Origin of the sequence: Microcystis sp. M20BS1 (assembly GCF_020245305.1) — a bacterium.
GTDB classification, from domain to species: Bacteria; Cyanobacteriota; Cyanobacteriia; order Cyanobacteriales; family Microcystaceae; genus Microcystis; species Microcystis ichthyoblabe_A.
In genome coordinates this window covers 1-22,846 of sequence record NZ_JADBUZ010000129.1, presented here as the reverse complement: position 1 = coordinate 22,846, position 22,846 = coordinate 1, and the positions used below count along the sequence as shown (strand labels likewise).

Here is a 22,846-nt window from a genome sequence, read left to right as displayed (position 1 = left end):
CGCTGGTATATCTATAGTTAATGCTGCACTACGCCGTATTAAGGCTAATGAGACTGCTTTTAGTAATCTGAGTGCCTTTGCTTATACTGCTAGCCCACTGCCTATAGGTCCGGTATCTGACCTTGGTGTAGGCGATGACTTCCTCTTTGTACGAGTTGCTGAAGGTAATATAGACTCTACGGCTACTGATGAGAGCCAGTACTTTACTGGCTATAATAATGTGCTACCTCTATCTCGCCGTGCCACTGCCAGTGAGGTCTTCGACCTATCCATCATACACAGCACTGGTGTGGGGGATATCATACGGCGAGATGAGCTGAGCGAATACATGAAGGCAGTGAGTCATTTGGGTATAGACCGCTCCCTGCTAGAGGCAGAGTTTGATGCCCGCGGCGATAACCTACTCCGGTTCTTCTTTGATCCTAATAAGCCGGATCAGGTGCCTCAGCGTCTCAAGAACGTGATTGGTATGCGCCCGCTCATGGATATAAGCGAGGGTTATACCCGGGTGCTGGAGTTAGTTAGTACCACTGATACCGGTAAGGTCATACCTGAGATGACTCCCGTTAGGTATCGAGCCCGCTACGGTGGTAGCAATGTAGATGTACTGCAGGGCAGCATGTATCAGGACGCATACCTAGCTGACCTGCGCGCGGGGTTAGAGGCACGTGGACTAGATAGTAGTATCGTAGATGATAGCTATCGCTATGGTGCTATATTCAGTGGTAGAATATCTCGCTTTATGAGTAATGAGGCGGCTGTAGAATTAGAGGCTATACGGTATGAATTGGCCGACCGCCTGGGTATCGATAGTGAGGATATACCCACTGAGGATGATAGCGTACTGGCCGAGCTATTCCGCGCTACTATAGTGCAATCTCAACTCTTCGCTAGTAGAGAGCGGGGATTGATAGGCTCTGGACGGGCCCGCCCTACTGTCATGATTATGGCACTGGAGGGAGCCTATAGTGACTACGCGTATGCTAACCCACTACATAGGGTAAGGCGCGGCTTCCTAGATCAGGCTACTAAGAGTAGTAAGGCTAGTCTACTAGGGCGGGACTGGACATTCGATAATGTACTAGTGAGTAGCGATGACCGTATTGTATTCGATGAGAGAGAGCAGCGCTACTATCTACTAGATAGAGAGGGGCGCCGTAAGCAGGCTATCACTACTCGTAGTGAGATGCGCGTATTCCTAGACCAGATAGAGAGTACATCTCGTAATCCTAATATGGGGGCCGCTATGGCTACTAGTGCCGCAGCCGGTATACGCGGCGAGTACGCTATTGAGCAGCTACTACAGGTTAGTAGGCTGACTGGTAGCGATGCTACTAATGAAGTGCAGGTGCAGATACAATTCCTACGCACTCTACTTGAGGGTGGCTCTCGACGGGTAGAGGCAGAGCGCGGTCTGGCTAAGATAGTCCCTGTGTTCCTGAGCGAGGATATTATGCGTAGTGAGGTGTTCCCCACTATACAGCAGGGGGGCTATCATAGTGCCCTCGAGATAGAGGACATCCAGTATATAGTCAGTCCCACTAACCTGAAGAGCTATGCATTCAACCACGGGGCTACTCTACTTACCTATAATGGCGGGGAACTATTCCGTCGGGGGGTACTAGAACGGAATGATCAGCAAATAGCGGCCGCTCTCCTTTCCATAACTGATTCGCGTCTCTTTAGTAATAATAGCAATATCAATATAGACAGTGTCTATATAGAGATAGCACAGTTGGCAGCGCAGGGGCGGCTCGGTAATTACTATCGTGACCTCTATATGTCTACTATGCTGGAACTTATGCGGAATGATAAACTAGGAGATAACCCTCCTCATCTCGAAATAGGTAAGAAGCTAGTACGCGGGAGCGACGGCGCTATTAATAGACTACAGAGTCCTGTTCTAGGGGCCATCGATATATCAGAGATAATGACAGCCCTGCGTAGTGGAACTAGTAGCGGGGCATTATCCGATAAGGTAGGTCTGATAGTAGATGCAGCAGATGCAGCACGCAGGGGTTATGTAGATACTGGGGCTATGGGTCGCGGCTTTGAGCGCGCTGCTATAGCTGGTAATCTAGAGATTATGATGCAGCTCATGTCGCTTAATAATACCCTAGAGCTCAATACTACGCCAGTGACTGGTAGCGATAGTATATCTCGTCATGCGTATGCGGCTATGAGCGCTATAGCAGGTGTTACGCAAGCAGATGAGATAAGCGTAGGCCAGGAGAACGTGGCCGTTATGCTCGATAGATTGAGTAATTACTCTCGCTATGTAGTGCTATATAATGCCGTGATGGGTAGTAGCTCTAAGGTGCCGTTGAGTAGTAAGGACACTGCGCAACTAGAAATGCAGCATATAGTATCTAGTCCCTTCATGGCTAACGTGGATAAATTCAAGCGTGATGGTAGTGTTGATAGTATGCGTAGGGCTATCCTTGGCGTCATGAAGATGGCCATAGGGACAGACCCCAATAAGATAGCGGTGGATGATATCCCTATGTATGACCTGGCTAGTCTGGACTTCCACGCTAACTCTACGTTGGGAGAAATACTACTAGGAGCGTATAACGATGCGCGGGCCCCATTAAGCGATATAACTAATCTACGCGAACGATACAGGCAGTTCCACACTGCATTGTCTCTACTCGAGAGTGCCAGTGATACTGACATGGTGTCATATACTAGAGAGTCGAGCCTCAATACTACTAATGTTACCCATACTATACTTGATGAGATAGCTACATGGATGGGGCAACCTGCGGGGACCGATAGAGATACTCTTCGTAATGTAGTGCGCCAGTCACTTCGTGTCCTGAAGAATGATATATATGCCCATGCGTCTCGCTGGCGTCTAGCAGGGGATAAGGTACTGGGTGTAGAGGCCACTGAAGCTACCGTGCAGTCAATGGGCCAGAGGGGTCTTCGTCGTATAGCTTATGAGTTCCCCTCCTTCCGTATAGAGGGGAATAACGTTGTATTCAATACAACTATTAAGGACAGGGGATTTATCCTGAGTCCTGAGGACGTGAGGATAGCAGGTATCCAGTTCGGTAGCCACGAGAATGAGATAGCTGCTGCTACGGTAGATAAGTGGATTATGCTGGCCCCCGGTAGTGCAGTACGCGATATCTTCGAGAAGGTGGCCATTGAGTCTGGCTCGAGGACTACTGTTGAACTGGAGGGCCTCAGTGATTTCCAGATACAGGAGTTGACTCGGTTCCAGGAACTCAACAACACTTATGAGGCCCGCGTTTATAATGACCTGGCGAGCGCATATCTGCAGTCTATCACTGGTAATAAGATAGGCGTGACAGGTACTACTGGTGTGGGGGCCGCTAGCTGGTATGTACCTGTGCGCGGCGCCGTACTAGCAGAGGCCACTATGGAGCGCTTCGGTACGCGAGGTAGTCAGACACGAGAGGAGATACTTACTAGATTAGGGGACCATCTTAAGAATAACCTGTCTGTTATTGGCCAGTCAGGTGATAAGAGAATTGGTCGTAGGTTAATACAACAGCAGATATACGCTATAACTGAGGGCCTCAGTATAGCGGGCATGTATGGGCTGGAGGCAATAGTAGATAAAAGTAAGAACTTCCAGAGCAGAGTGGCCGGTATAAGAAAACTGGCTCCTGATTCACAGGCAGCTGAATACGCTCAACTAGAGATAGAAATTAAAGTTGAGATGGATAGATTCAGTAGCATGAAATTCAGCGGTAGCGGGGATTCTCTGATATCTACTCTAGGTGAAGCCGAGATGGGCACAATACTAGAATCTCTGCCTGGAGCTGAAACTCATAAGTATAGAGATCTGGGTCACTTACCTGTTATTATCTCTGGGCTCATGATAGGTAGTCAGGGCCCGTCCCGCTCTATCATACCTGATAATATGCGTATCTACATTGACACTAATGCATTAGGTAATAGGTTTGATAACCTGGATCTACTACAGGGCCGCATACGTAAGAATCCCATAGACCTATCCTTCTTCAGTGATACGCGTGGTAAGGATGGTGCTGAGATGCTGAATATATTCTCTACTAGACTAGATAGTCTAGAGAGAACTATTAATGCCGTGACCTCTGCTGTAGATACGTATTTAGAAGGTAAGAGCCCCCGGGGCACTGATTTACATAATAAAGGCGTGGCTCTCATAGCTCAATATAGGAAGCTGGTAGATAACGCAAACGCCGCCTATGCAGTGGAACTAGATACAGTAATGGCTAATCGTGCAGCGCGCGATTCATTATTCATAATGAATAGTACTCTGCAGGCTGATATGAGTATGTTCTTCACTGAGCTGGAGTTAACGAGAGCCTGGATTCAACGTAGCCCGCCCCCTGGGAACACCCATCTCGATAAGCTGGTGTTCGGCTTAGATACACTCAATAGTATTAATAACATATACCAAGACCTAACTGGCAGTGGCTTTAACTTCTTTGATGATACTCGTAATAAGTCGTTGACTCTACTTAATCCCATTAGCTTTATAACTAGTAACCTAGGGGACTTCGATGGGGATACCTTCAGCGCTATATTCTTCAATTACTCTCAAATGAAGTTGCAGCGCGATGATATGCTGGAACGCGCTAAGGAGCGGCGGGAGATGGCATCTCAGGCCGCTGATCCCGCTAAGCGTACCATTCTAGAGAAGCAAGCTAATGACCTAGATATGCGCGCCAGTGCTCTACTGGATACTATACAACAGGTAGCCACTAATGCTAATTGGAATGAGTATACCGACTCAGTGTATAGCTGGGTAGCGGGCTATATGAAATTAGATAAGGGTATGCTGGAACAGCGAGGTATAGAACATGCCCTGGTATTAGTAGAACAGTCCCGCGGTCTCTTCGGTATGATGGAGGACGTATACGCACGTATACAACCGGCTCATGAGTCCCTATTAGAATTAATACAGCAGAGCAGAACTGATAATGCAGTTGATATAGTTAATAAATTATCTACCTCTACAGACCAGAACATACTAACCGATCTCGTTAATAACCCTGATACGGGGCCATTCGTGCGGGCTAGTCTACATGATATCCTGAGCGCTACAGGTAATGATCAAGAAGAGAAGGCCTATGACTTCCTGCATAAACTAACTGCTGTTAATGCCCGCGATAATCTCAGCAAGTACATGAAGCGCGCTGATGGTAGTGTCATGAGCGGCGGCCAATTCGATATGATGCAGAAGGTACTAGGCCAGGCAGGTAGTGTAATCCTCGGTAAGACGTATAACACTACCGTGGGTATGCTATACGAGCGCTCCCCTATTATGGCTGTGTCTCACGCACTAGAAAATAGCCCGGCTCTACAGGATGACATGCGTCGTATACTAATCGATCAGGGTATGGCAGGAGGCATGAGCGCGAGTGATGCTAACCTAGAGGCCGATAGTAAGATAGTGGATATACAGAGACTGGCTCGCCAGAGTAGAACAGAGGTAGGTGAGGTAGGCACATTCCTGCAAGAGATACAACAAATGCTGCGGGATGCTATTAAGCCTAAGATGGGGGGTGCTGAGTTCCTAGAGAACTTATCGCAGTACCATAAGCGCTTTGTAGATGCTGTCGATGATGTGGAGCGCCAGCGTGTAGTAGATGATATGAGTAGACTACTACCGTCTATAACTCCTCTATTTAAGTTAGATGCGTATATAGGAGCTCATAAAGAATTATTGGCATCAGCTACTAATGATGCCCAGGACTCTAAGATTAATGATCTGCTGACTAAGCTATCCATTGGAGAAACTGAGCAGTTAGATTTATCTCGTCGATTGAGCGTACTGCGAGGAGATGAGATAGGTACCCATAGCCGCGCCCTCATAGCCAGTTATCAGCTACGTCAGGACCTAGTAGGTATGACGGCTGTATTCGCCTTCGAGCGGGCTATGCCAACCGATAAGGCAGGTAACCCCATTAGCTCTGGTAGAGGCCTAGCAGAGAGTGTAGAGACCTACATAAATAGTGAGCCCGCGCGGGCCGCTCAGATAGATGCTCTTATAGCAGGCGGCATCACTAATGGCCTCACCGAGATGGAGATAGAAGTAGAAGAGTTTCAGAACTTCACTCGTGATGTAATAGGAGATAAGCGCTTCCAGGATATGGGTACGGATACTAAGCGTATATTAGCTATGAACTTCCTACGTAGTAGGGAGAGTGCATCACTCTGGGCTAATACTGATGGTAGTAAACTACTGCGCTTCGCTATTAATGATAGTACCCGCTCTACACTATACGGAGGACAACTAGAGGATGTACTCGGTCAGGATCTGATTACTGCCGCTGGTGACCTTACTGGCTCAGGAGCTAGTCCGCTGGTTAGATCACTGTTACAGGCTATATCGGCCGGGAAGATAAACGAGCCTGAGCAGGTAACACGGGCTCTCGAGTCTCTTATGGATACCTTCACTCACGCTGATGGTAAGCGCTATGAAATAGCAGACATCTTTAGCGTGTTACTCAATAGCGGTACCCCTAGCCCAGCTGATAAGGAGATAGCAGAGTTTATTCAGAAGACAGTTCTCACAGATGAGACAGCCACTAGTCGATTAGTTACTTATGTTCGCGCTACAGCGCTAGGTCAACAGGTAGATACAGCCGATAGACTAGTAGAAGAGCTACGGGACTATGAGAGTCGTGACGTCGATACGCGCTATATAAAACTGCTACAGGATATGGGTGTCGCTCCAGATAGGGCTAAGGAGTTATCAGCTCGTCGGCGCGACTACCTACTGGCCGGCTCACCCCCTGATATGGACCCACTGGACCCTCGCCCACGACCAGATCGCCCCCTCTTACGCGTAGCAGATGATCTACCTATTCTTAACAATACTGCCGGTAATCTAATGGATGTACTTCTATTCCCCTTATTAGCGTTGGCAGGAGATATGATTAGTAGTGGCGGAGCCCGCCCCGAGGCAATGCAGCAGACTATGGGTAATATGCTAGGCGCTATGGCCTACGTAAGCGCCCCAGCAGGTAACCAGATGGGACGTTTCGCTGCAGGTACTCTGATGAGTATGGGATTCAAGGGCCGCTTAGCAGGCCAACTACACGAAGACTATACAATTGGTGTCGGTATGCTACTAGCACAGGAGATAGCCTTTGGCGCAACAGCTCAACTCGCAGGCCGCTATATCATCAACCCATTCGTAGAGAAGACACTCGGTAAGGCTCCCACAATAGACTCTGACCCATTCGCGGGCCTGCGTAATGTAGCTAGCAACGTCATCACGGGGGCATTGAGCCTCGTATCAGCAGGCTTCGTAAATAAATTACTCCATCGTGGGCTAGAGGTCAGTATGCAGCGTAGTGTAGCCCCCGTAGCTCTAGACGCTGTTAGTGCCGGTATACGCGCTACTCAAGAAGCTATTAATCAAGCTCGCATGGAACGAGAGGATAATGCTGAAACCGAGGTCGTAGATGACGCGGGCTCCCCTGTTGAGTTCTTCGTACAAACTATATTCAATGGTGATGAATACGACACCTATGACGCCCTCTATATGAGTGACCTAACATTAGATCGTCCTAATAGTATGGCCTATCGAGATGAGAGCGAGAGTTACTCTATGGATCTGGTTTAACTAGTTTCTCTATCATACGCAGTGGCACTATATTGCAGGTAGCCACTAGCGTAGTACTGTACACATATTGATTAGATAACTCTATCAAATTACCTGACTTATCGAATAGTGAAAAGCGGCACTCGATAGGACCATTAATAGGGGGCACCTCAAAGCGAGTGAAGTGAAATGGCTCATCCGCCGCGGTCATCCCAGCGAATATTATAGTCGGTAGTGATGTTATCTCATATATGAGTCTGTAGTCTGATAGTGTTACCATGCTAATTGAGTAGGACTTACGTGAACATTAAATTCTACTACGCCGTGCTCTATTAGCATGGCGCATATATATCCTATATTATCCGCTATATCATCTTCTATAGCTAGTACTGCCTCGTATGGTTCTAACTTCTCTACTATAATATTGTCCTCCCCCGCTGTCTGTAGCCAACCAAAGGCATCCTCTCCTACTGTATGTGACCAATCAGACCAATCAAGGGACTGATGCTGTGAGAATGTAATTGATATATAAATCAACGTATAACTCCTGATTTCTTAAGGTAGTGTCCTAAGTAAACATATAGTAGCTTAAGGTGCTGAAGATAGGTACGGTTAACTCCGCGTAGTAATCTCTTACTTATTCTAATCCTAAGGATATCTATATCAGCTGGTGTATCTAAGTAATATAAGCGTAGGAGCTGGTGTATGTCCTCTGGCTCCAGCTCCTCTAACTTCACCTTATCTAGTAGCGCTAGCTTATCTAGTAGTATTAACTTGTCCATGATCCATTTCCCTGGCGAGCCCAGTAATTATCTACTAATGGGGCTGTATCCCCACCGTTATTCCAGAAGTTCTGCGGCATACCACTCCTATTGGGGGGTAATAATCTGGTCGCTAGACTAGAGCCTACAGGGTGCTGTAGTATATCGCTCTCTCCTGAGTGATTTATCTCGGGACTGAAGCGAGAGAATAGATACTCTCCCCAAAACTCCACGGTTACGGTAGAGGGGGCCCCTAGTAATAATTCTAGTAGTTTAATACGTATAATAGGCCAGTGCAATAAGAATATACCACTGACTACCTGGGCCGGCCCATCAAGAGTCTGTAGTATCTCTACCGTGTGAGATACGGGGGGGTCTACAACTACACGGGCGGCCACTCTCTTACCTACATTGACTAGAGGTAGTACATAGGGCGTAGGAGGAAAGGTACCCTGCTCTTGTCCTAGTGATGGCCAATCAACGGGGCGCTGCCATACTATCGTATCCACACGCTTAGGTCTATAGTGCTTCTCCTGCCTATACGTATTAATACGCTTCTGCCACTGCAGGAAATCACTATCACTGGGCGGGCCCATATTATAGGGATTAGACACTGAGCCAGAGTATACGTCCTCGTAGAAGGGGCGTATGAGTCTATAGTAATGATCTGCCTCATACACACGAGAATATCGACCCAGGCTGACCATATCTAATCGTACGAGATCTGTCTCGTTGAAGCGTATATCGTGATATCGCCGACTATACACGCGGGCCCCCTGTGTGGTAACCTGCTGCTCTCCTACTATCCATTCCTCCTCCAATTCACTATTGAATTGCTGTATGACTGCATTAGTAGTAGTGGGGGGTGTGCTTATGGTGGCAGGCTGTGGATCTCTATTAAATGTAAGCATCAATCTATAAAGGTGTCTTCACTACCTGTTATTATAACGCCACAGAAGACCTGATCTATAATACTCACGGCGGGTATGCCATTAATAAGTGTGCGCGGGCTACCAGTGATAGCAGGGCCCGGCACTGAGTTGTCTCCTATTCGTATGGCGGATCTACCATTAATCATAGTATCAGGACTACCTGTGTAGAAGGGCCCGTCGGGTATCCTGGGGCATATGCTCCTCACCATATCTCCTATCCTGCACGCTGGAAACATCTGGTCTACTATCCTCCTTGTGATTGCAATTAATCATCATATGATTACTGGTATCTATACTCAACTCCCCCTGACCTACACGGATTATCACTCCCTCGTAGTCTACTGTGAGATACGGGCCGGCCCATGTAAGATGAGCTCGACTCAGTAGGCGTACTAGAGCTATTAAACTACTTAAGAATCGTATTAGTTTCACCATCATGCTCCAACTTACCGTACGTGTGTTCTAGGGTCTGCTCTGTTACAAAGATACCCTCGTCTTCTAGTGCTTGCATTAAGACCTCCTGGTTAACCTCGGCTGAGGGGCAGTCTAGCAATTCTATCTGCTCCTGAAGCCAGTCACATCCACTCTCATCTAGGCTATTGTAAGCCATATGAGCTGCTTCTACCTGCTCGGCTTCAGTGAATAATAGGGCGATGACATCTAGAATAGCCTCAGTGGCTGCCTCATCTCTCTTGATTATTGCTGCTACTAGTAGTTGACTAGCACAGTCTTCGAGTTGTGTGTGCATATTTTTCAATGATAATACCATACTTCAATCCATTCTAGACTATATTCTATGTATAAAAGTAGTACCCTCGTGATATGGAGTGGTCTTTCTCTCTGGGATAGCCAACCTATAGTAGTTCTCGCCAGTGGATTCCAGCGCCCCAGCATGAACCGTAAGACGGGCTTTATGATACAGACATATATCCTGCGTCAGGAGGGCTCGCCTATATCTAATATACAGTCTGGTGCTGATAGTAGTATATGCGGTGATTGTCCTCTGCGGAAACGGGTGTGTTATGTGGATCCGCGGGCCTCTAATAACCTATGGCGTATGTGGGAACGTGGTGATCTCGATACCTGGAAGAACACTACGCTACCATTCCCCCTGCGCTTGGGAGCCTATGGCGATCCAGCTATGGTGCCCCTCTCTGCCTGGCTACCTCTGATTAATAAGGCACCGGGATGGACTGGTTATACCCATCGATGGCGTGATTGTGACCCTGAGTGGCGCAACTATCTCCATGCTAGTGTAGAGTCACGTGAGGATTTAAAGCTGGCTCACTCTATGGGCTGGGCTACCTATCGGGTTGCTATAGATGGTGAGCTACCTATTAGGGGAGAGCAGGCCTGTCTCTATTCAGTTAACGAGACTCAGTGTAGCGCGTGCCTTAAATGTAATGGTAATACAGGTAAGAACATAGTCATACCGGTACACGGCGTGGTCCATAAGATACAGGCATTTAACAAGCTTAAGCCACCTATGCCAGACCTAACTCAAGGCTAATTAGTATTGATTGACGGTTAAGTATTGCGTCCTCAATCAATCTGCTATGGCAAGGTGTAATTTTCAGTAATAATTGGCATTAATATGCTGCCGCCACCAGTAACACTACTAACTACTATGTGAAAGTGATCTTCTGGTGTCGGTTCGTCTTCGTTTAGAACCCTTACTAGACTATTCACTGCTAGATTTTGGTTAATAAATAATAAAAAGGGTCTGGCTCTTCCTAAGGGATAATCAGTCCCATAGTCTGTGAAGCCGTTATCTCTAAACATAAGATCAGTACTATTAGCATCAGGAGTAGGAGTGACGCAATTAATAGATCTAATAACTACCACAGGTTGAGAGAGTTGCCCCCCTCCTACTCCTCCAGGTACCATCATCTCTTTGTATCTTTTAAAATTACTACCGCCAGATCCAACATAGTCTAGTGGATAGCGGTCATTATTGCCAAAATAAGCTACGGATGCTGGATCCTCGCAGTATCCAAAGTAGTGAAAAGATGTCTGGCCACTATATGTAGATAATCCGGTATTAGTCGCTGCGAACATAGCAATTCCCCTATTATCGGCACAGGCGTAGAAGTATCCTGGGACTCCGCTATTATACGTGCTTAATGTTGTAGATCTTGAGTCATTAAGCTGGGTTTTTGTAGCATAGGTATGCCCCAAAAGCGACCAGAAAAATGGGTTAGTTCCAACATCATTATTAGCACGTACCATTGACACCCGATGCCGCCCATCATTAATACTTTCAGTTACATTTCCCAACTGGATTAAGTCAGTATCAACTTCTGGGAATCGAAGATTAATTAGCGTCCCATCCGCTCTGACAAATCGATGCGTCGACGTAATGCCAATAGCGTCCAGGAATAAAAGGAAATCAGGTATATTAAAATGTACTCCGCCAATCGCAGATGTACGCCAGCCGTAGGTTGCGAATCCGTATCTCGAGCCGACAATAGGTAACGTCATAAATTAACTCCTAATTAATTGTGGACAATAATTAAATTGCAGAGGAACGCGGGGCTGCCTCTGCCAATACTATCTGTATCTCTTGTGTATATACTCCCCTATCTGGCTCATTACCGTACCTAACGTATACGCTAATGTCTCTTCATCATCATCTATATCTTCTCCTAGTTTAAGTAGACCCTTCAGTCTCAGATATGATGTGGCTATGTGTAGGGCCTCGTGTGCTATTATACCGGCATCTAGGTAGGGAAGACATAACCCTACCCATCCCACTCTACTATGTATATGGCCGTCCTCATTTACATTATCGTCTGGTATTACTATGGCTTTATAGTCTACTGTATGCCCCCCTCTCTTCTGGTGCCCCCATAATAGTAGAGATCCCACGGTGTCGTGAATGCGGGCCTCATAGTAGTGACCATCTTCCTCTAACATAGAGTTGTCTCTACTCGGATATATACGGAACCTTCCTGTTATCATGTCAGCACCGCCTGTATTCTCTTCCAGTGCTCTAGTCTATCTGATAACCCTATCAGCCCGCCATTGATACGTCGCGTTACCTGCCTGAATGCGTTTATATCATTCTTGTCTGCTATTTCATTTAGCCCCCGTGTTCTCCAGTAGTGCGCTGCTATGCGTGCTGAGTTGATGGGCTCCCTTGCTAGTTCTGGGTTATCTACTAGCGGTAGCCCTAGCATATTCCCCATGTTTTGGTAATTGGCCCGGCCCGTTAACTGAAGTAAACTTCTACCCCTGAATCTTCGCCCATCTCCTACCTTTATATTACCGAGGTCTCTCCTGCCCTCGTATCCCCTCTGTATTGGTGTGGGCCCCCATATCTCCTCATCGTAGCGTAGGTTCCCTGACTCGTGCATTAGCTGAGCTAAGAACATCGCTATACGCGCGGGCCCCTTTATATTACACTCCTCCATCGCTGCCATTAGAGGCCTGTAGTATCGATCCCTATCTTTCTTAGAGGCTGGGGCTAACGCTAGATCGTACTCTCCTCTCGTCATTACTTCCTCATCTGATAGTAATAGACGCACAGAGCCTGGTCCTATTAGGTCAAGCTCCGCTTGATTATTTGCCTTCTTCCACTCCTTCCACCTAGCCTCTGTCCTCGGCCCCATTACCCCATCCACTACTAAACCACCTAGTTCCTGTTGTAGCTCCTGCACTTGCTGACTATTTAACTCTTGCAGCCGCATTGCTCTATCAATATTTCTTAGCATACTTCTATTTGTATCAGTATGCTAATGCTCCTTGTCTTGTATGGGGAGGGGTAGGCATTAGTATCTCCAGCGGGGCCCCTTCTTTCCTTCTGCTCTCCACCCCTTCGTTAACCCTAGGTGCGTGAAGCCTCTCCCACTCTGGGCCCCCCACCCCAGCGGCCCGTACCAATGTTCGTCTAACCACCTCTCGAACTCGATTAGCTCGGCGGGGCCTATACCAACTCGTTACTATAATGGGCTTATCCCACTCCTCCCTTATATTATCTAACTCCTTAGCTAGTCTTACTATATTGCCCTGGATGACCTTACTCGTTGGTATGCGCGCTGCCTGCCCCTTCGTTACTTCTCTCACTGTGAAGTACTTACTCACCTTACTCGTCATATCCGTCCAGTCTATATCCTCTAGTAATAGACCTATAGAACCCGGCCCTATTAACCCCGGTTCCCCCATACCCTTACTCCTCTTCCAGTCCTCCCAGGCCTTCCTCGTCATTGGCCCCATTATTCCTGTCTGCTGTATCCCTAGCCTCCTCTGTAATTCTCTTATTTGCTCTTCACTTAGATCCTCTATCTTCACTGTTCCTTTGATGTCCTTTAACATATCATTACCTCCTATATAACTGCTCCATACTGCCACACCTCTCTAGCTTATTACTGAGCTCTTAGATTCTTGATATTTGCTGGCGGTATTTTGGCCTATTATAAGGTATACCCCCTCCCCCACCCTCCTGCTGGCGGTATTTGGGCGTATTATAGGTCTAGAGCTCTTAGATTCTCGATATTTGCTGGCGGTATTTTGGTGTATTATAGGGTATACCCCCTCCCCCACCCAGGGGCTGTCCATTCCAACTAATATAGGGATGCCCGATCCTCTTGGGTATTGATATCACCTGCTTCAAGTAGATGATGGTATGGCATTAATAATAGGGCCTGCGGGCCCCTTTTTCCTTCTGGTGAGTTTTAGTCCCAGGAGGACAATTCCATGTCTAAGTTTATAAAATCTACCAAAATCAAGGCGGCCCGCCTTCAGCTTGCCCACTCCCTTGAATGTGAGATGCAAGCTGAGTTGGGAGCTGACCCCGCTCTCTACTATTCCTCTCTTTCTAACGTTCTATTTGAGTTACGGGAGTGGATGGAACTCAATCCATCCACTCACTGGATTGGATGGATGGAGTGGAATAGTCTATCCAGCTCCCAACAATGGATTATCTCTCGGGTCATCCTCCGAGAAGTAACATTGGAGGAGGCAATAGAAACAAATAAAGTGCGCCTCCGCCTTATCCGGTACCTCAAATTAAACGAAGATATCGGACTCCCCTACGAAAAAGAAGGGTTTTGGTTCGAGGAGCTAAGAACTCCCCAGTTGGCCGAACGCCTAGTAAATCTAGGTGTTAAACACTGGTGGGAAGTAAAGCGCTTTCTCCCTCTATGGGAAGGTGTACGCGCCCGAGAGTGCGAATGGAACTCTAGTCGCCAACCGTACCACAGTACGGTATTGACAATAGCCCTTACCCCAAACTATAACCGCCTGCCCATTCGGGTTAAGCGGGTACTAGTTCGTATGCCTGTTCCCACCCGCATTGGGAATGTCTGGGATCTAATCCCAGCTGCGAGCGTGTGGAAGTACAATACAGAGATTCCCAAATCTTTAGCTGTACGGCTGGGAACTATGTACAAGTCCCGTCCAGACCTACGAGCCCTTGCTGGAATCATATGGAAAGAAAAGGGGGGACAATGGGATCGAGCGCGCCGTCGTTCCCGTACCGAACGCACCGCTGCCTTCTGGCAGCGCTTTAATGAGGTGTGCCGCTCGGGGCGCACGGCCATAGCTCAATACTTATGGGTCAATGGCCATGAGCGCCTAGCCCTCCGTAAACTCTACGGGGAACTTAGTTGTGCTATTGAGCGTCCTTTGCTCAAAGCCTTTAAAGAGAACAAAGAAACTATATTTGGGGAGGAGGGGCATATACCCGCCCTGAAGGTAGCAGTAGCTAATAAGCTATTGCTACGTGAGGATTCTCCAGAGTACCTCATCCCATTGGTAATTACTTTCGGAAGCCGCTCTGAGGAGTGGCTCACTAAGATGGCCAAGCTCGGCTACAGCGAGCATGACGCTACCTATTGGCTACCCCTCGGCGGGCAGGGATTGAGCGAGTTCCTATTCGCACAAGGAGAGCGCCTACGCCAGCGCTCCACCTCAGTTTCTGAACTCGGCTTAATATGCCGAGTCTGGCACAAACTGAGCGTGGAAGAGCGCTCTCTACCATTTCGTCAATTAGTGACGGTATGTAAAGCGCGTAAGTACCTGGTGATTAATCACCAAGGGTTTGCTCTTGAGTGCGCCAATTGGGGCGTATCTGCATGGGATTTTCAGTATTACGAGGGTCGTTTTATACGTTCCCTACAAGTAGCGGACTTCCTCCCGGGGATTAATGCTACCCGGGATGGAATCCGGGCCTACTTCCTCCCTCGGGAAGATACGCGTGGGCTGTTCCTTGGTGAATATACCAACTGTTGCCAGCACCCAGACGAGGCTGGGGAGGCCTGCGCTTGGTATGGGCAAGAAAAGCCCAATTCCGGATTCCTCGTATTCGAGGATAATTCAGGAATTATAGCGCAGTCCTGGACCTGGATTAACCAGTCCGGGGATCTGTGCTTCGACAATTGCGAAGCACTTGGGCTAGAACAACGAGAGCCCACGGTTATTCTTCTCTACGAAGAGATAGCCCAAAAGATTCTTGAGAAGATGTACTCCGTCAACCGGGTGCTCCTCGGAGCAAACGGGGATCTCTATGGTGCCCTCGCCGCATGGGGCGAGCCACTTAAGGTAGGGCAGTCTCTTCTACCAAAAGACTATCAAAATTACACGGATGCTAAGCGCGTCTATGTGATCAGTCATGACTGATTAACAACACCGCCCCGCTCCTGCTATTAATCTCGCGGCGTAAAGCCGCGAGATAGAACAGGTAAGGCAGGAAATAGAGAAGCTCCGCTCACTCACGGCGGAGCTGAATAAGTAGAGTAGATAAGGAGGGGCCCGAGGCCCCTTTTTCCTTTTGGTGTAATTAATTCCAAGAGGATACATGATCTACAAACATTTGCCACGAGAATTTGACTACGCCTACCGTGGTCATACTCACACCGACCTCGATTGGGGTTGGTGTGGTGAGGTTCTTTACGCCAGCCGCAGTCTGGCAGTGGCCAAGGACTTCGCTCGTGGAGGGCATGGAGCCGTCTTCATTCTCGCCTTCGACGGCGACGTCGAAAGCCACCGACCTTGGTGGTACGTCGAAGACGACCCAAACTACTACGATGAAGTAGTACTTCCAACCAGACTATGCGTCTGGTCTAAGTTAGTAATATTCGGCGGTGAGATCATCGCCGAACCAGTAATTAACTGGAACCCAGGTTATACCAAGTAACCTGGGGTAATTTAGGGAGTGTAATGCTCCCTTTTTCCTTGTAGTGAACTTTATCTCCAAGGAGGAGATTATGCTTTACGTTTTGAACTCTTTTCCCAACTCCCTGTACCCCACCACGCCGGGTGAGGCTATCACTAATACTTGCCTATCTGAGAAGGAGGCCCGCATTCTCTTGTCCGCCGTTGAGTGGACAAGTGCTCTCGGGCACCTCTCTACGGCGGAGCTACTCTCCGCTCGTCTCGGAGTAAACGTACCAGTAAATCGGATACAAGTGCCCCCAGGGGCCGAGTATATTGTATGTTTATTTGTCAGCCCTCGGCGGCTGGCAGAAGGAGAACGATGGACGGAGGAGGATATACTCCAGTTCGACATCAACTACATCCTTGTTAAGTAGTTGATAGAAGGGGCACAGTGCCCCTTTTTCTTTCATTGAACTATTAACCCGGGAGGGATTATGAAATCATTAGCATTAACATTAGTAGTGTCCATAGTTATAATTCCCGTCATCTTCATAACGGTAATAACTAATCAATTACCTGGCCGTGGAGACGGCCAAAACATCCCAACTGTACGTTAGGAGTATATGGACATGAAATAAAAAAAGGGGCCTGGGCGGGGGCCCCTTTTCTTTTATTGATCTTTATACCCAAGGAAGGTATTATGAATACCAAACTATCAACTTTTATTGCTGTCAGTGCCGTTTTACTAACATGCTCCACTATCATTGGCGGAGTATACGTAGGCATTTGTCACGGTAACTACTCCGTGACGGCGTGCGAAGTAGAAGTAGAAGTAGAAGTAGAAGTAGATAAAGACTAAAAGATAAGGGGCCTGGGCGGGGCCCCTTTTTCCTTCTAGTGGTATATAGTACTAGGAGTACATATGAATGGTTTACAGATGGAGAAAATCGTACTACGCGTAATCGAAGAACTTGGTTTCGAATGCCCTAAGCCCCGGGAGATATGGGGTGAGGGATATTTATATGGCGCCGCCCATGAGCTCGCGAATAAGCATCTAGAGCTCAACTCCCGAGGCGGTGTCCTTCGTCGTCTCGTCCCCACTGATGATTGGGGAGTCCTAGACCGGGTATACAAGGTGGACGTAATAGTCCGCCAGTATACTGGGGAATTATGGGCTCTTCAGCTTACTACCGATGCCGAGGCGGTATATAAGAAGCTGGGCCAGCTTTATAGTACCGATAGTCTTCGTCTGGCTGTTGGCATCGCCAAGACCTGCTTAGTAGAAATTAAACCCCCTCAGCCTACCTGGGAGGGGCTCGGTCTGACTAGCCGGGTGGACCGAGATCATCTCGAGGAGTGCCTCTATGGTCTCTTCGAGGCAATAGAGAAGAGTGATAAACTTCTCTATTACCAGCTAGACCTAAGCTGGTTAAAGTAATAGAGGATAGGTAAGTCCTAGTTACTGAAGAGTCTATTAATCGAATACTCCTCAGAGTAAATGATGTGCTTACGCTACCTGAGTAGAGTCACGGCTGTGGTTCCACTCGCTCGATTACATAGACGCTAAGTGCATTTATGTAATCAATTAATACTTAGGGGGACCCACTCCCCTTTTTCCTTTTAGTGACCTTTACTCTAGAAGGAGTATTATCATGTGCCCATATCAAACCTATCTGCACACTATCAGCCATACCACTATTCAGTTACGTACAGTTGATGGTCCTGCGTGTCACATAAACCTGGATGGTCACCGCTGGTATGTTCTACCAGATGGTGACTTCGAGGTCATCACTCTAATAGACTAACACTATGGGGAGCATATAGCTCCCCTTTTTCCTTCTGGTGATTCATCAGTCCCAGGAGGACACATGTACAAAATCCTAGCAGCGTCAATCTACGCCGCACTACATACAGCGGGCATCTACGTCCACCCAACGACGTGGGCATTCATCTCGTATTATTTCATGGGTGGTTCCCAACCCCCAACCTTATCTGAAGCTGACATCGCTGAGACACGCGATGCGGTAATGAAAAACCTCAAGGCTCGTCTTAAGGACAAAGGAATGAGCCGCCGCTCTCTAGTTACTTTCGTGGACATAAATATAGAAAACGGTTGGTGGTCTTCTTTAAAGGGGGCCATCGGTAACTTCAACTACCGCATTTTGGCGGTAGGTCCCGACACGATTAAGGTGGAGTGTCGTGACACGCGGAACTTCAATCCCAACTCCTATTTCCTAGAGCTACCCTGTTCGCCTCGTCTAGCGAGTGCAATATCTTCTCTGGCCAAGAAGGTAGGTATAGAGGTCTTCTACAAGAAAAATAAAAGAGAGCTAATTATCTGTGAAAAGGATCTGGTCAAGCTTAATCCTGGCCGTGCCTTCACGACCGTGTGGGAAGTAGAGATACCCACAGCGGAGGTAATTCCTGAGTGGGCTACTTACCAGCAGGTGGCTACCTGGGATGAGGGTAACTACGCCTTCATTCGGCCTCTCAAGTAAGTATCCCTACCCCGCTGGTAGCGGCAGAGGGGTGAAGGAGTTTATGCCGGACGGGACTACCATTCCGACATCGATTACGTGTCAATGTTAGAGGCGGGTTGGGCTCCCGCTGTAGATTTACCTGAATAATTGAACATTTATTCTAGGAGGTAAATTCAGCGTCGGCCTGTAGATGGGCCGGCATGTCATCTAGACCTCGATAGTCATCGCTGGTATGTTGCACCAAATGGTGATTTAGAGATTATTACTCTAATAGGGTAATGCTATGGGCCCGTCTCTACTTCTTATTCAAGATAGAGGCGGGCCCCTCGTCTCTAAATGATAGCGCCTTAAAAAGAAGAGGAATGAAGTTCAGCACCTGAGTTCGTTAAGTACGCCAGCAATTGGCCCCTTTTCTTTTAGTAGTTTTGTACACCCAAGTATACACAATGAGAAACATCAACAACAACCAAGCCTCTAACCAAGCCTCTAACTCCAAAAACTACGTATTTACCCTTAACATAAGCCGCTCCCCCAGTAATAAGCGTGGGGTTGTGGCTTATGTTCACAATGGCGCTATCAAGCGTCGCATGGATGGGTCTAGCTACTGGCTGGAGTTCCGGCTCATATCCATTAAGAACGGGGAGGTACCTCTCACTACCTCCGATGGCCGTAGCTTATGTACGTCCGAGTTTGTAAAGCTTCTCTCCGGAGACGCCAGCGATGACGTTGTTATGTCTGTAGAGTTATCTACAGATTTCGAAGACGCGTGGGACAGCTCGTGGGGGTGTGTAAAAGTTAGCTTCAACGCGGAAGACCTCTGCGTTGGACGCGAAACGGAATACAAGGGCGCAATAACCCAGTACTTTCACCTTGAAGGTGCAGAAATCCAACTTCATCGGGAAGTCGTGCGTCCCAAAATAGACCCGTCTATACTAGATGGGTTTGAGGGAACGGCAAAGCCTAACGTAGTAACTGCGGAACAGTTACATAGTAAAGCGGCCGCCCGCAAACGCAAACGGGAGGCTGCTAAGGCTGCACGAGATACTGCAGCAATAGTATCTAAGCCAGGTACTGTTGTTGAGTCAGTAGTAGCGTCTAATGATACTGCTACTGATTGGGAAGTGCCGGTTGCCCTATCAGTCGACATCGACTATATACTTGACTAATAAAAGGGGCCCAAGCAGGGCCCCTTTTTCCTTTAGTGGCTATATATTACCACTAACCATGAATATCATCAACTCTATCGTCTTTCAATCCAATGTTCTTGTAGCCTCTATCAGCGCCGCTATCATCGCAGGTGCTCCTATTACTACACGACGTGTAGGCCCTGGTCGCCGTGCTCAGCAGATAGCGAGCCGTCGCGCTAATCGCATAGTACGTCGTCGCTCTCGTCGTATTGCGCCGGCTGGCCGCCCCATCCGCTCCTTACCTCAGCAACAACGCCCTGCATTTGTAAAATCAGCGCGCCGTGCGCTACGTCGTGCCGCAGCTGCCGCAGCCTCAGCCGCCCGCAAACCCGTATTACGTAACCGTAACGCCGTAGACAAACTTGTCTTACGACAACGTAAGGTTAAACCTATACTGCGCGCTGTCAGCGCAGTATTTGCGCGTCCCTTGCGTCCTACTAACACCGGCGCTAAAGCCGTTGCTACCGTAAATAATGCTGCTGATAGTATTATCGCTGCCCTCGACCAAGGGCGCCTAAACTATCGTGGCAACGGCCGCACGTGTGTGGGCAAGAAGTACAAAACTAAAAACCCTAAAGTAGCCGTATCTACTAAGAAGGCAGCCTCTAAGGCAGCACGTAGCAAACGCTGTATATCCGTACACGTGAATCTTAACCTAGATATACATGCTAGCCGACTTATAGACGCCGGCCGATTGTGTGGGGTTACCTTTGTGAAGGGTGCTCTAGCTTCTTACTGCGACGGTGTTATCAGTATACCTGATTTCGAAGATGTGCATGTAGTAGCGCACGAGCTAGTCCACCACTGTCAGGCCCTAGGTCTTACCAAAGATCTAGATGTCTATACAAATGCCTCTGCTGCTGCCATTGACGCAGGCTTAATTCAGTGGGAAGCCACTAAAGCTCATTATGAAGGTACCGAGCACGGGAATGACGAGTATGAAGCTGCCTTTCTCATGTATGATCCAGAGCTAGTAATCCGCCTGCTCTGCACTCATTACTTAATGAGTAAGTTCATAGAAAGCGGTAAGCCCAGCACCGACTTCGCATGGATAAGCGTAGTAGATGCCATGAATCCCCTCATCTGCCGTGAAGTCCTGGGTATAGATGACTCCCGCGTGATTTGGCACAGTACCTACTGGGAATATTCTGAGGCCGTTGGGCACGACAGCACTGATACGTTACTAGACTGGGAATATGTCTATAACAATAGTGTCAATAATAGTGATCCTATCGCGCTTACTATTGAGGCTGTTAATGGTCTGATAGGTAAGGTCCCCACGGTAGTGAATACTCCCGCAGTAGTGAATACTCCCTCTATAGTAACTCCACCTTGCCCAGCTTCTACTACTCTCAGCAACATGATGGACCGTCCGCTCTCTAACATAGGAGCCCCTACTAAGGGGTTAGAGAGTGATAGCTCCTCTAACAATACCACCAACACTAGCACTACCATGAAGAGCATTATCGAGATGTTAATTCCTGACCCTAGTACTCTCGGTGGAGTCGTGTCTCCTAAGCAGGAGGCGCGCATCATAGCAGCTCGTAAAGAGCTAACCCGCTTGTTTGAAGCTAATAACTTCGACCTTCTGCCTGAAGGTCCGATTCTCTATGTCGTATCTGGTTACAACCGTATGTGTAAGAAGTTCCTTGCGCTTCTAGACCATCGGGTTGTTTACACCACGGATTCTAAAATGAATCCTAAGGTCATTAACTTAGGTGTAAATAAGTCTATTCCCTATGAAGACGACAAGCATACCTATACTACTAAGACCGAATGCTTAGTTAGCATGTATAGTGAGCACTTCCTCACTAAATTAGCCACGTGGTCTGGTGATGACCTGGCCGCTCTCGTAGGCTGCCTGTGTATTAAACAACACCGTATTGTTAGTGTTGAGGGCCCCTGTGTTGTCATCAAGGGTAATAACCGTAACACTACTTTCAACTTTAGTACAGGTACCGTTAATGACGGTCGTCAGAGTCGCATCGCTAATGAGCTAGTTAAAGTAGGAGGCAAAGACTACAGTGGTCGTGTAGCCCTTGTAGCGCTCTGTATGAAGGTAGTGTATAACGCCACTGGTGCGCGCGCCATTCTCAATGAGGTAACTAACCTGTGGCGCGAGGACATCAACTATGGCGCTCAGCCTAAAGAGGGTCAGTCTCTGTTTGAGATTAATCGCTGTATGGCCCGTCCTGTTGTTTTCAAGCCTTGGGATAAGGCCTTCCCGTTCCTGCAAGTGGAGAACGTTGGCCTCGCACCCAGCGATCTTGAATTGTCGCTCAAAGCCGGTGTTATAGCCGCACCTGATAAGTACAATGCGAAATGGATCGCTGTAGGGCCGGGAGCTAAGGTCATGCTCCTTGGGCTTAAGGATGATAAGATATACTCCATCCATGACTTTAGCAAGCCTACTAAGGTGTACAACCGTCCACCTAGCTCAGGTAAATACACCCGTGCTGAAATCATAGATCGTCGTGATAGCCTACTTCGCGTTGATTTAGGCGATGGTAGCTATAGTTGTGGTGGTGGTCTCTATCTACGCACCGCATTCACCAATAGCCGCTTTGGCTTTGGCAGTGGTGTTGCTGCTATACGTCGTGACCTCGAGTTCGAATACACCGTACCGAAGACCATTACTAAGGAGTTTCACTTACTCCGTATTCCTAGCTCAGTCCGCGCTCTTATGGCTGCTGATCTAGATGACCCCATGAGTAAACTCATGGAAGTAATCGAAGGCAAGATAGAGAAAGCGAAGGGTCAGGTTTATGCTCCTGGTAACCCTATCATTAGCATTATGCAGGGCAAGTACTGCATAGTG

The 22,846-nt window shown here is 48.0% G+C and carries 13 protein-coding genes; 8 read left to right on the top strand and 5 right to left on the bottom strand.

Features of this window, described 5'->3' with window-relative positions; all coding sequences use genetic code 11:
- Positions 1-220: 220 nt before the first annotated feature.
- Positions 221-7,594, top strand: coding sequence for a hypothetical protein (locus tag IM507_RS13635; RefSeq protein WP_287637202.1), 7,374 nt, complete (start codon positions 221-223; stop codon positions 7,592-7,594).
- A gap of 2,078 nt (positions 7,595-9,672) precedes the next feature.
- Here the strand turns inward: IM507_RS13635 and IM507_RS13630 are convergent.
- The 5 genes from IM507_RS13630 to IM507_RS13610 all read right to left on the bottom strand — a co-directional run bounded on the left by IM507_RS13630 (position 9,673) and on the right by IM507_RS13610 (position 13,580).
- Complete coding sequence (locus IM507_RS13630; protein WP_287637201.1) at positions 9,673-10,014, bottom strand: hypothetical protein; 342 nt, start codon at positions 10,012-10,014, stop codon at positions 9,673-9,675.
- Positions 10,015-10,820: 806 nt separating this feature from the next.
- A complete protein-coding gene (locus IM507_RS13625; RefSeq protein ID WP_287637200.1) occupies positions 10,821-11,747 on the bottom strand; it encodes a hypothetical protein in 927 nt (308 codons plus the stop codon).
- Positions 11,748-11,816: 69 nt separating this feature from the next.
- Positions 11,817-12,182 carry a hypothetical protein gene (locus IM507_RS13620; protein ID WP_287637199.1) on the bottom strand — a complete coding sequence of 122 codons (366 nt, stop codon included), beginning with the start codon at positions 12,180-12,182 and terminating at the stop codon, positions 11,817-11,819.
- 41 nt (positions 12,183-12,223) lie between these two features.
- Positions 12,224-12,979, bottom strand: coding sequence for a glycoside hydrolase family 19 protein (locus tag IM507_RS13615; RefSeq protein WP_287637198.1), 756 nt, complete (start codon positions 12,977-12,979; stop codon positions 12,224-12,226).
- A gap of 13 nt (positions 12,980-12,992) precedes the next feature.
- A complete protein-coding gene (locus IM507_RS13610) occupies positions 12,993-13,580 on the bottom strand; it encodes a D-Ala-D-Ala carboxypeptidase family metallohydrolase (protein WP_287637197.1) in 588 nt (195 codons plus the stop codon).
- Positions 13,581-13,961: 381 nt separating this feature from the next.
- Here IM507_RS13610 and IM507_RS13605 point away from each other — a divergent pair, with 381 nt between their 5' ends.
- The 7 genes from IM507_RS13605 to IM507_RS13580 all read left to right on the top strand — a co-directional run.
- Entirely contained in the window at positions 13,962-15,884 is a 1,923-nt protein-coding gene (locus IM507_RS13605) for a hypothetical protein (protein WP_287637196.1), read from the top strand.
- Between the two features lie 178 nt (positions 15,885-16,062).
- Complete coding sequence (locus IM507_RS13600) at positions 16,063-16,401, top strand: hypothetical protein (RefSeq protein WP_287637195.1); 339 nt, start codon at positions 16,063-16,065, stop codon at positions 16,399-16,401.
- A gap of 70 nt (positions 16,402-16,471) precedes the next feature.
- Complete coding sequence (locus IM507_RS23545) at positions 16,472-16,795, top strand: STIV orfB116 family protein (RefSeq protein ID WP_353847150.1); 324 nt, start codon at positions 16,472-16,474, stop codon at positions 16,793-16,795.
- A 503-nt stretch (positions 16,796-17,298) separates the two neighbouring features.
- Positions 17,299-17,799: a hypothetical protein gene (locus IM507_RS13595; protein WP_287637194.1), complete on the top strand. Its 501-nt coding sequence runs from the start codon at positions 17,299-17,301 to the stop codon at positions 17,797-17,799.
- A 430-nt stretch (positions 17,800-18,229) separates the two neighbouring features.
- Complete coding sequence (locus IM507_RS13590; protein ID WP_287637193.1) at positions 18,230-18,859, top strand: hypothetical protein; 630 nt, start codon at positions 18,230-18,232, stop codon at positions 18,857-18,859.
- A gap of 428 nt (positions 18,860-19,287) precedes the next feature.
- On the top strand, positions 19,288-20,007 hold the full coding sequence (locus IM507_RS13585; RefSeq protein WP_287637192.1) for a hypothetical protein: 720 nt from the start codon (positions 19,288-19,290) through the stop codon (positions 20,005-20,007).
- Between the two features lie 58 nt (positions 20,008-20,065).
- On the top strand, positions 20,066-22,846 hold a 2,781-nt coding region (locus IM507_RS13580; RefSeq protein WP_287637191.1), incomplete at its 3' end, for a hypothetical protein.

What these genes read in the sequence shown, in the direction of transcription:
- IM507_RS13595 (WP_287637194.1), top strand. Translation starts at nt 17,299, where the DNA reads ATGGAGAAAATCGTACTACGCGTAATCGAAGAACTTGGTTTCGAATGC.
- IM507_RS13590 (WP_287637193.1), top strand. Translation starts at nt 18,230, where the DNA reads ATGTACAAAATCCTAGCAGCGTCAATCTACGCCGCACTACATACAGCG.
- IM507_RS13625 (WP_287637200.1), bottom strand. Translation starts at nt 11,747, where the DNA reads ATGACGTTACCTATTGTCGGCTCGAGATACGGATTCGCAACCTACGGC.
- IM507_RS13610 (WP_287637197.1), bottom strand. Translation starts at nt 13,580, where the DNA reads ATGTTAAAGGACATCAAAGGAACAGTGAAGATAGAGGATCTAAGTGAA.
- IM507_RS13615 (WP_287637198.1), bottom strand. Translation starts at nt 12,979, where the DNA reads ATGCTAAGAAATATTGATAGAGCAATGCGGCTGCAAGAGTTAAATAGT.
- IM507_RS13630 (WP_287637201.1), bottom strand. Translation starts at nt 10,014, where the DNA reads ATGCACACACAACTCGAAGACTGTGCTAGTCAACTACTAGTAGCAGCA.
- IM507_RS13585 (WP_287637192.1), top strand. Translation starts at nt 19,288, where the DNA reads ATGAGAAACATCAACAACAACCAAGCCTCTAACCAAGCCTCTAACTCC.
- IM507_RS13605 (WP_287637196.1), top strand. Translation starts at nt 13,962, where the DNA reads ATGTCTAAGTTTATAAAATCTACCAAAATCAAGGCGGCCCGCCTTCAG.
- IM507_RS13620 (WP_287637199.1), bottom strand. Translation starts at nt 12,182, where the DNA reads ATGTTAGAGGAAGATGGTCACTACTATGAGGCCCGCATTCACGACACC.
- IM507_RS13600 (WP_287637195.1), top strand. Translation starts at nt 16,063, where the DNA reads ATGATCTACAAACATTTGCCACGAGAATTTGACTACGCCTACCGTGGT.
- IM507_RS23545 (WP_353847150.1), top strand. Translation starts at nt 16,472, where the DNA reads ATGCTTTACGTTTTGAACTCTTTTCCCAACTCCCTGTACCCCACCACG.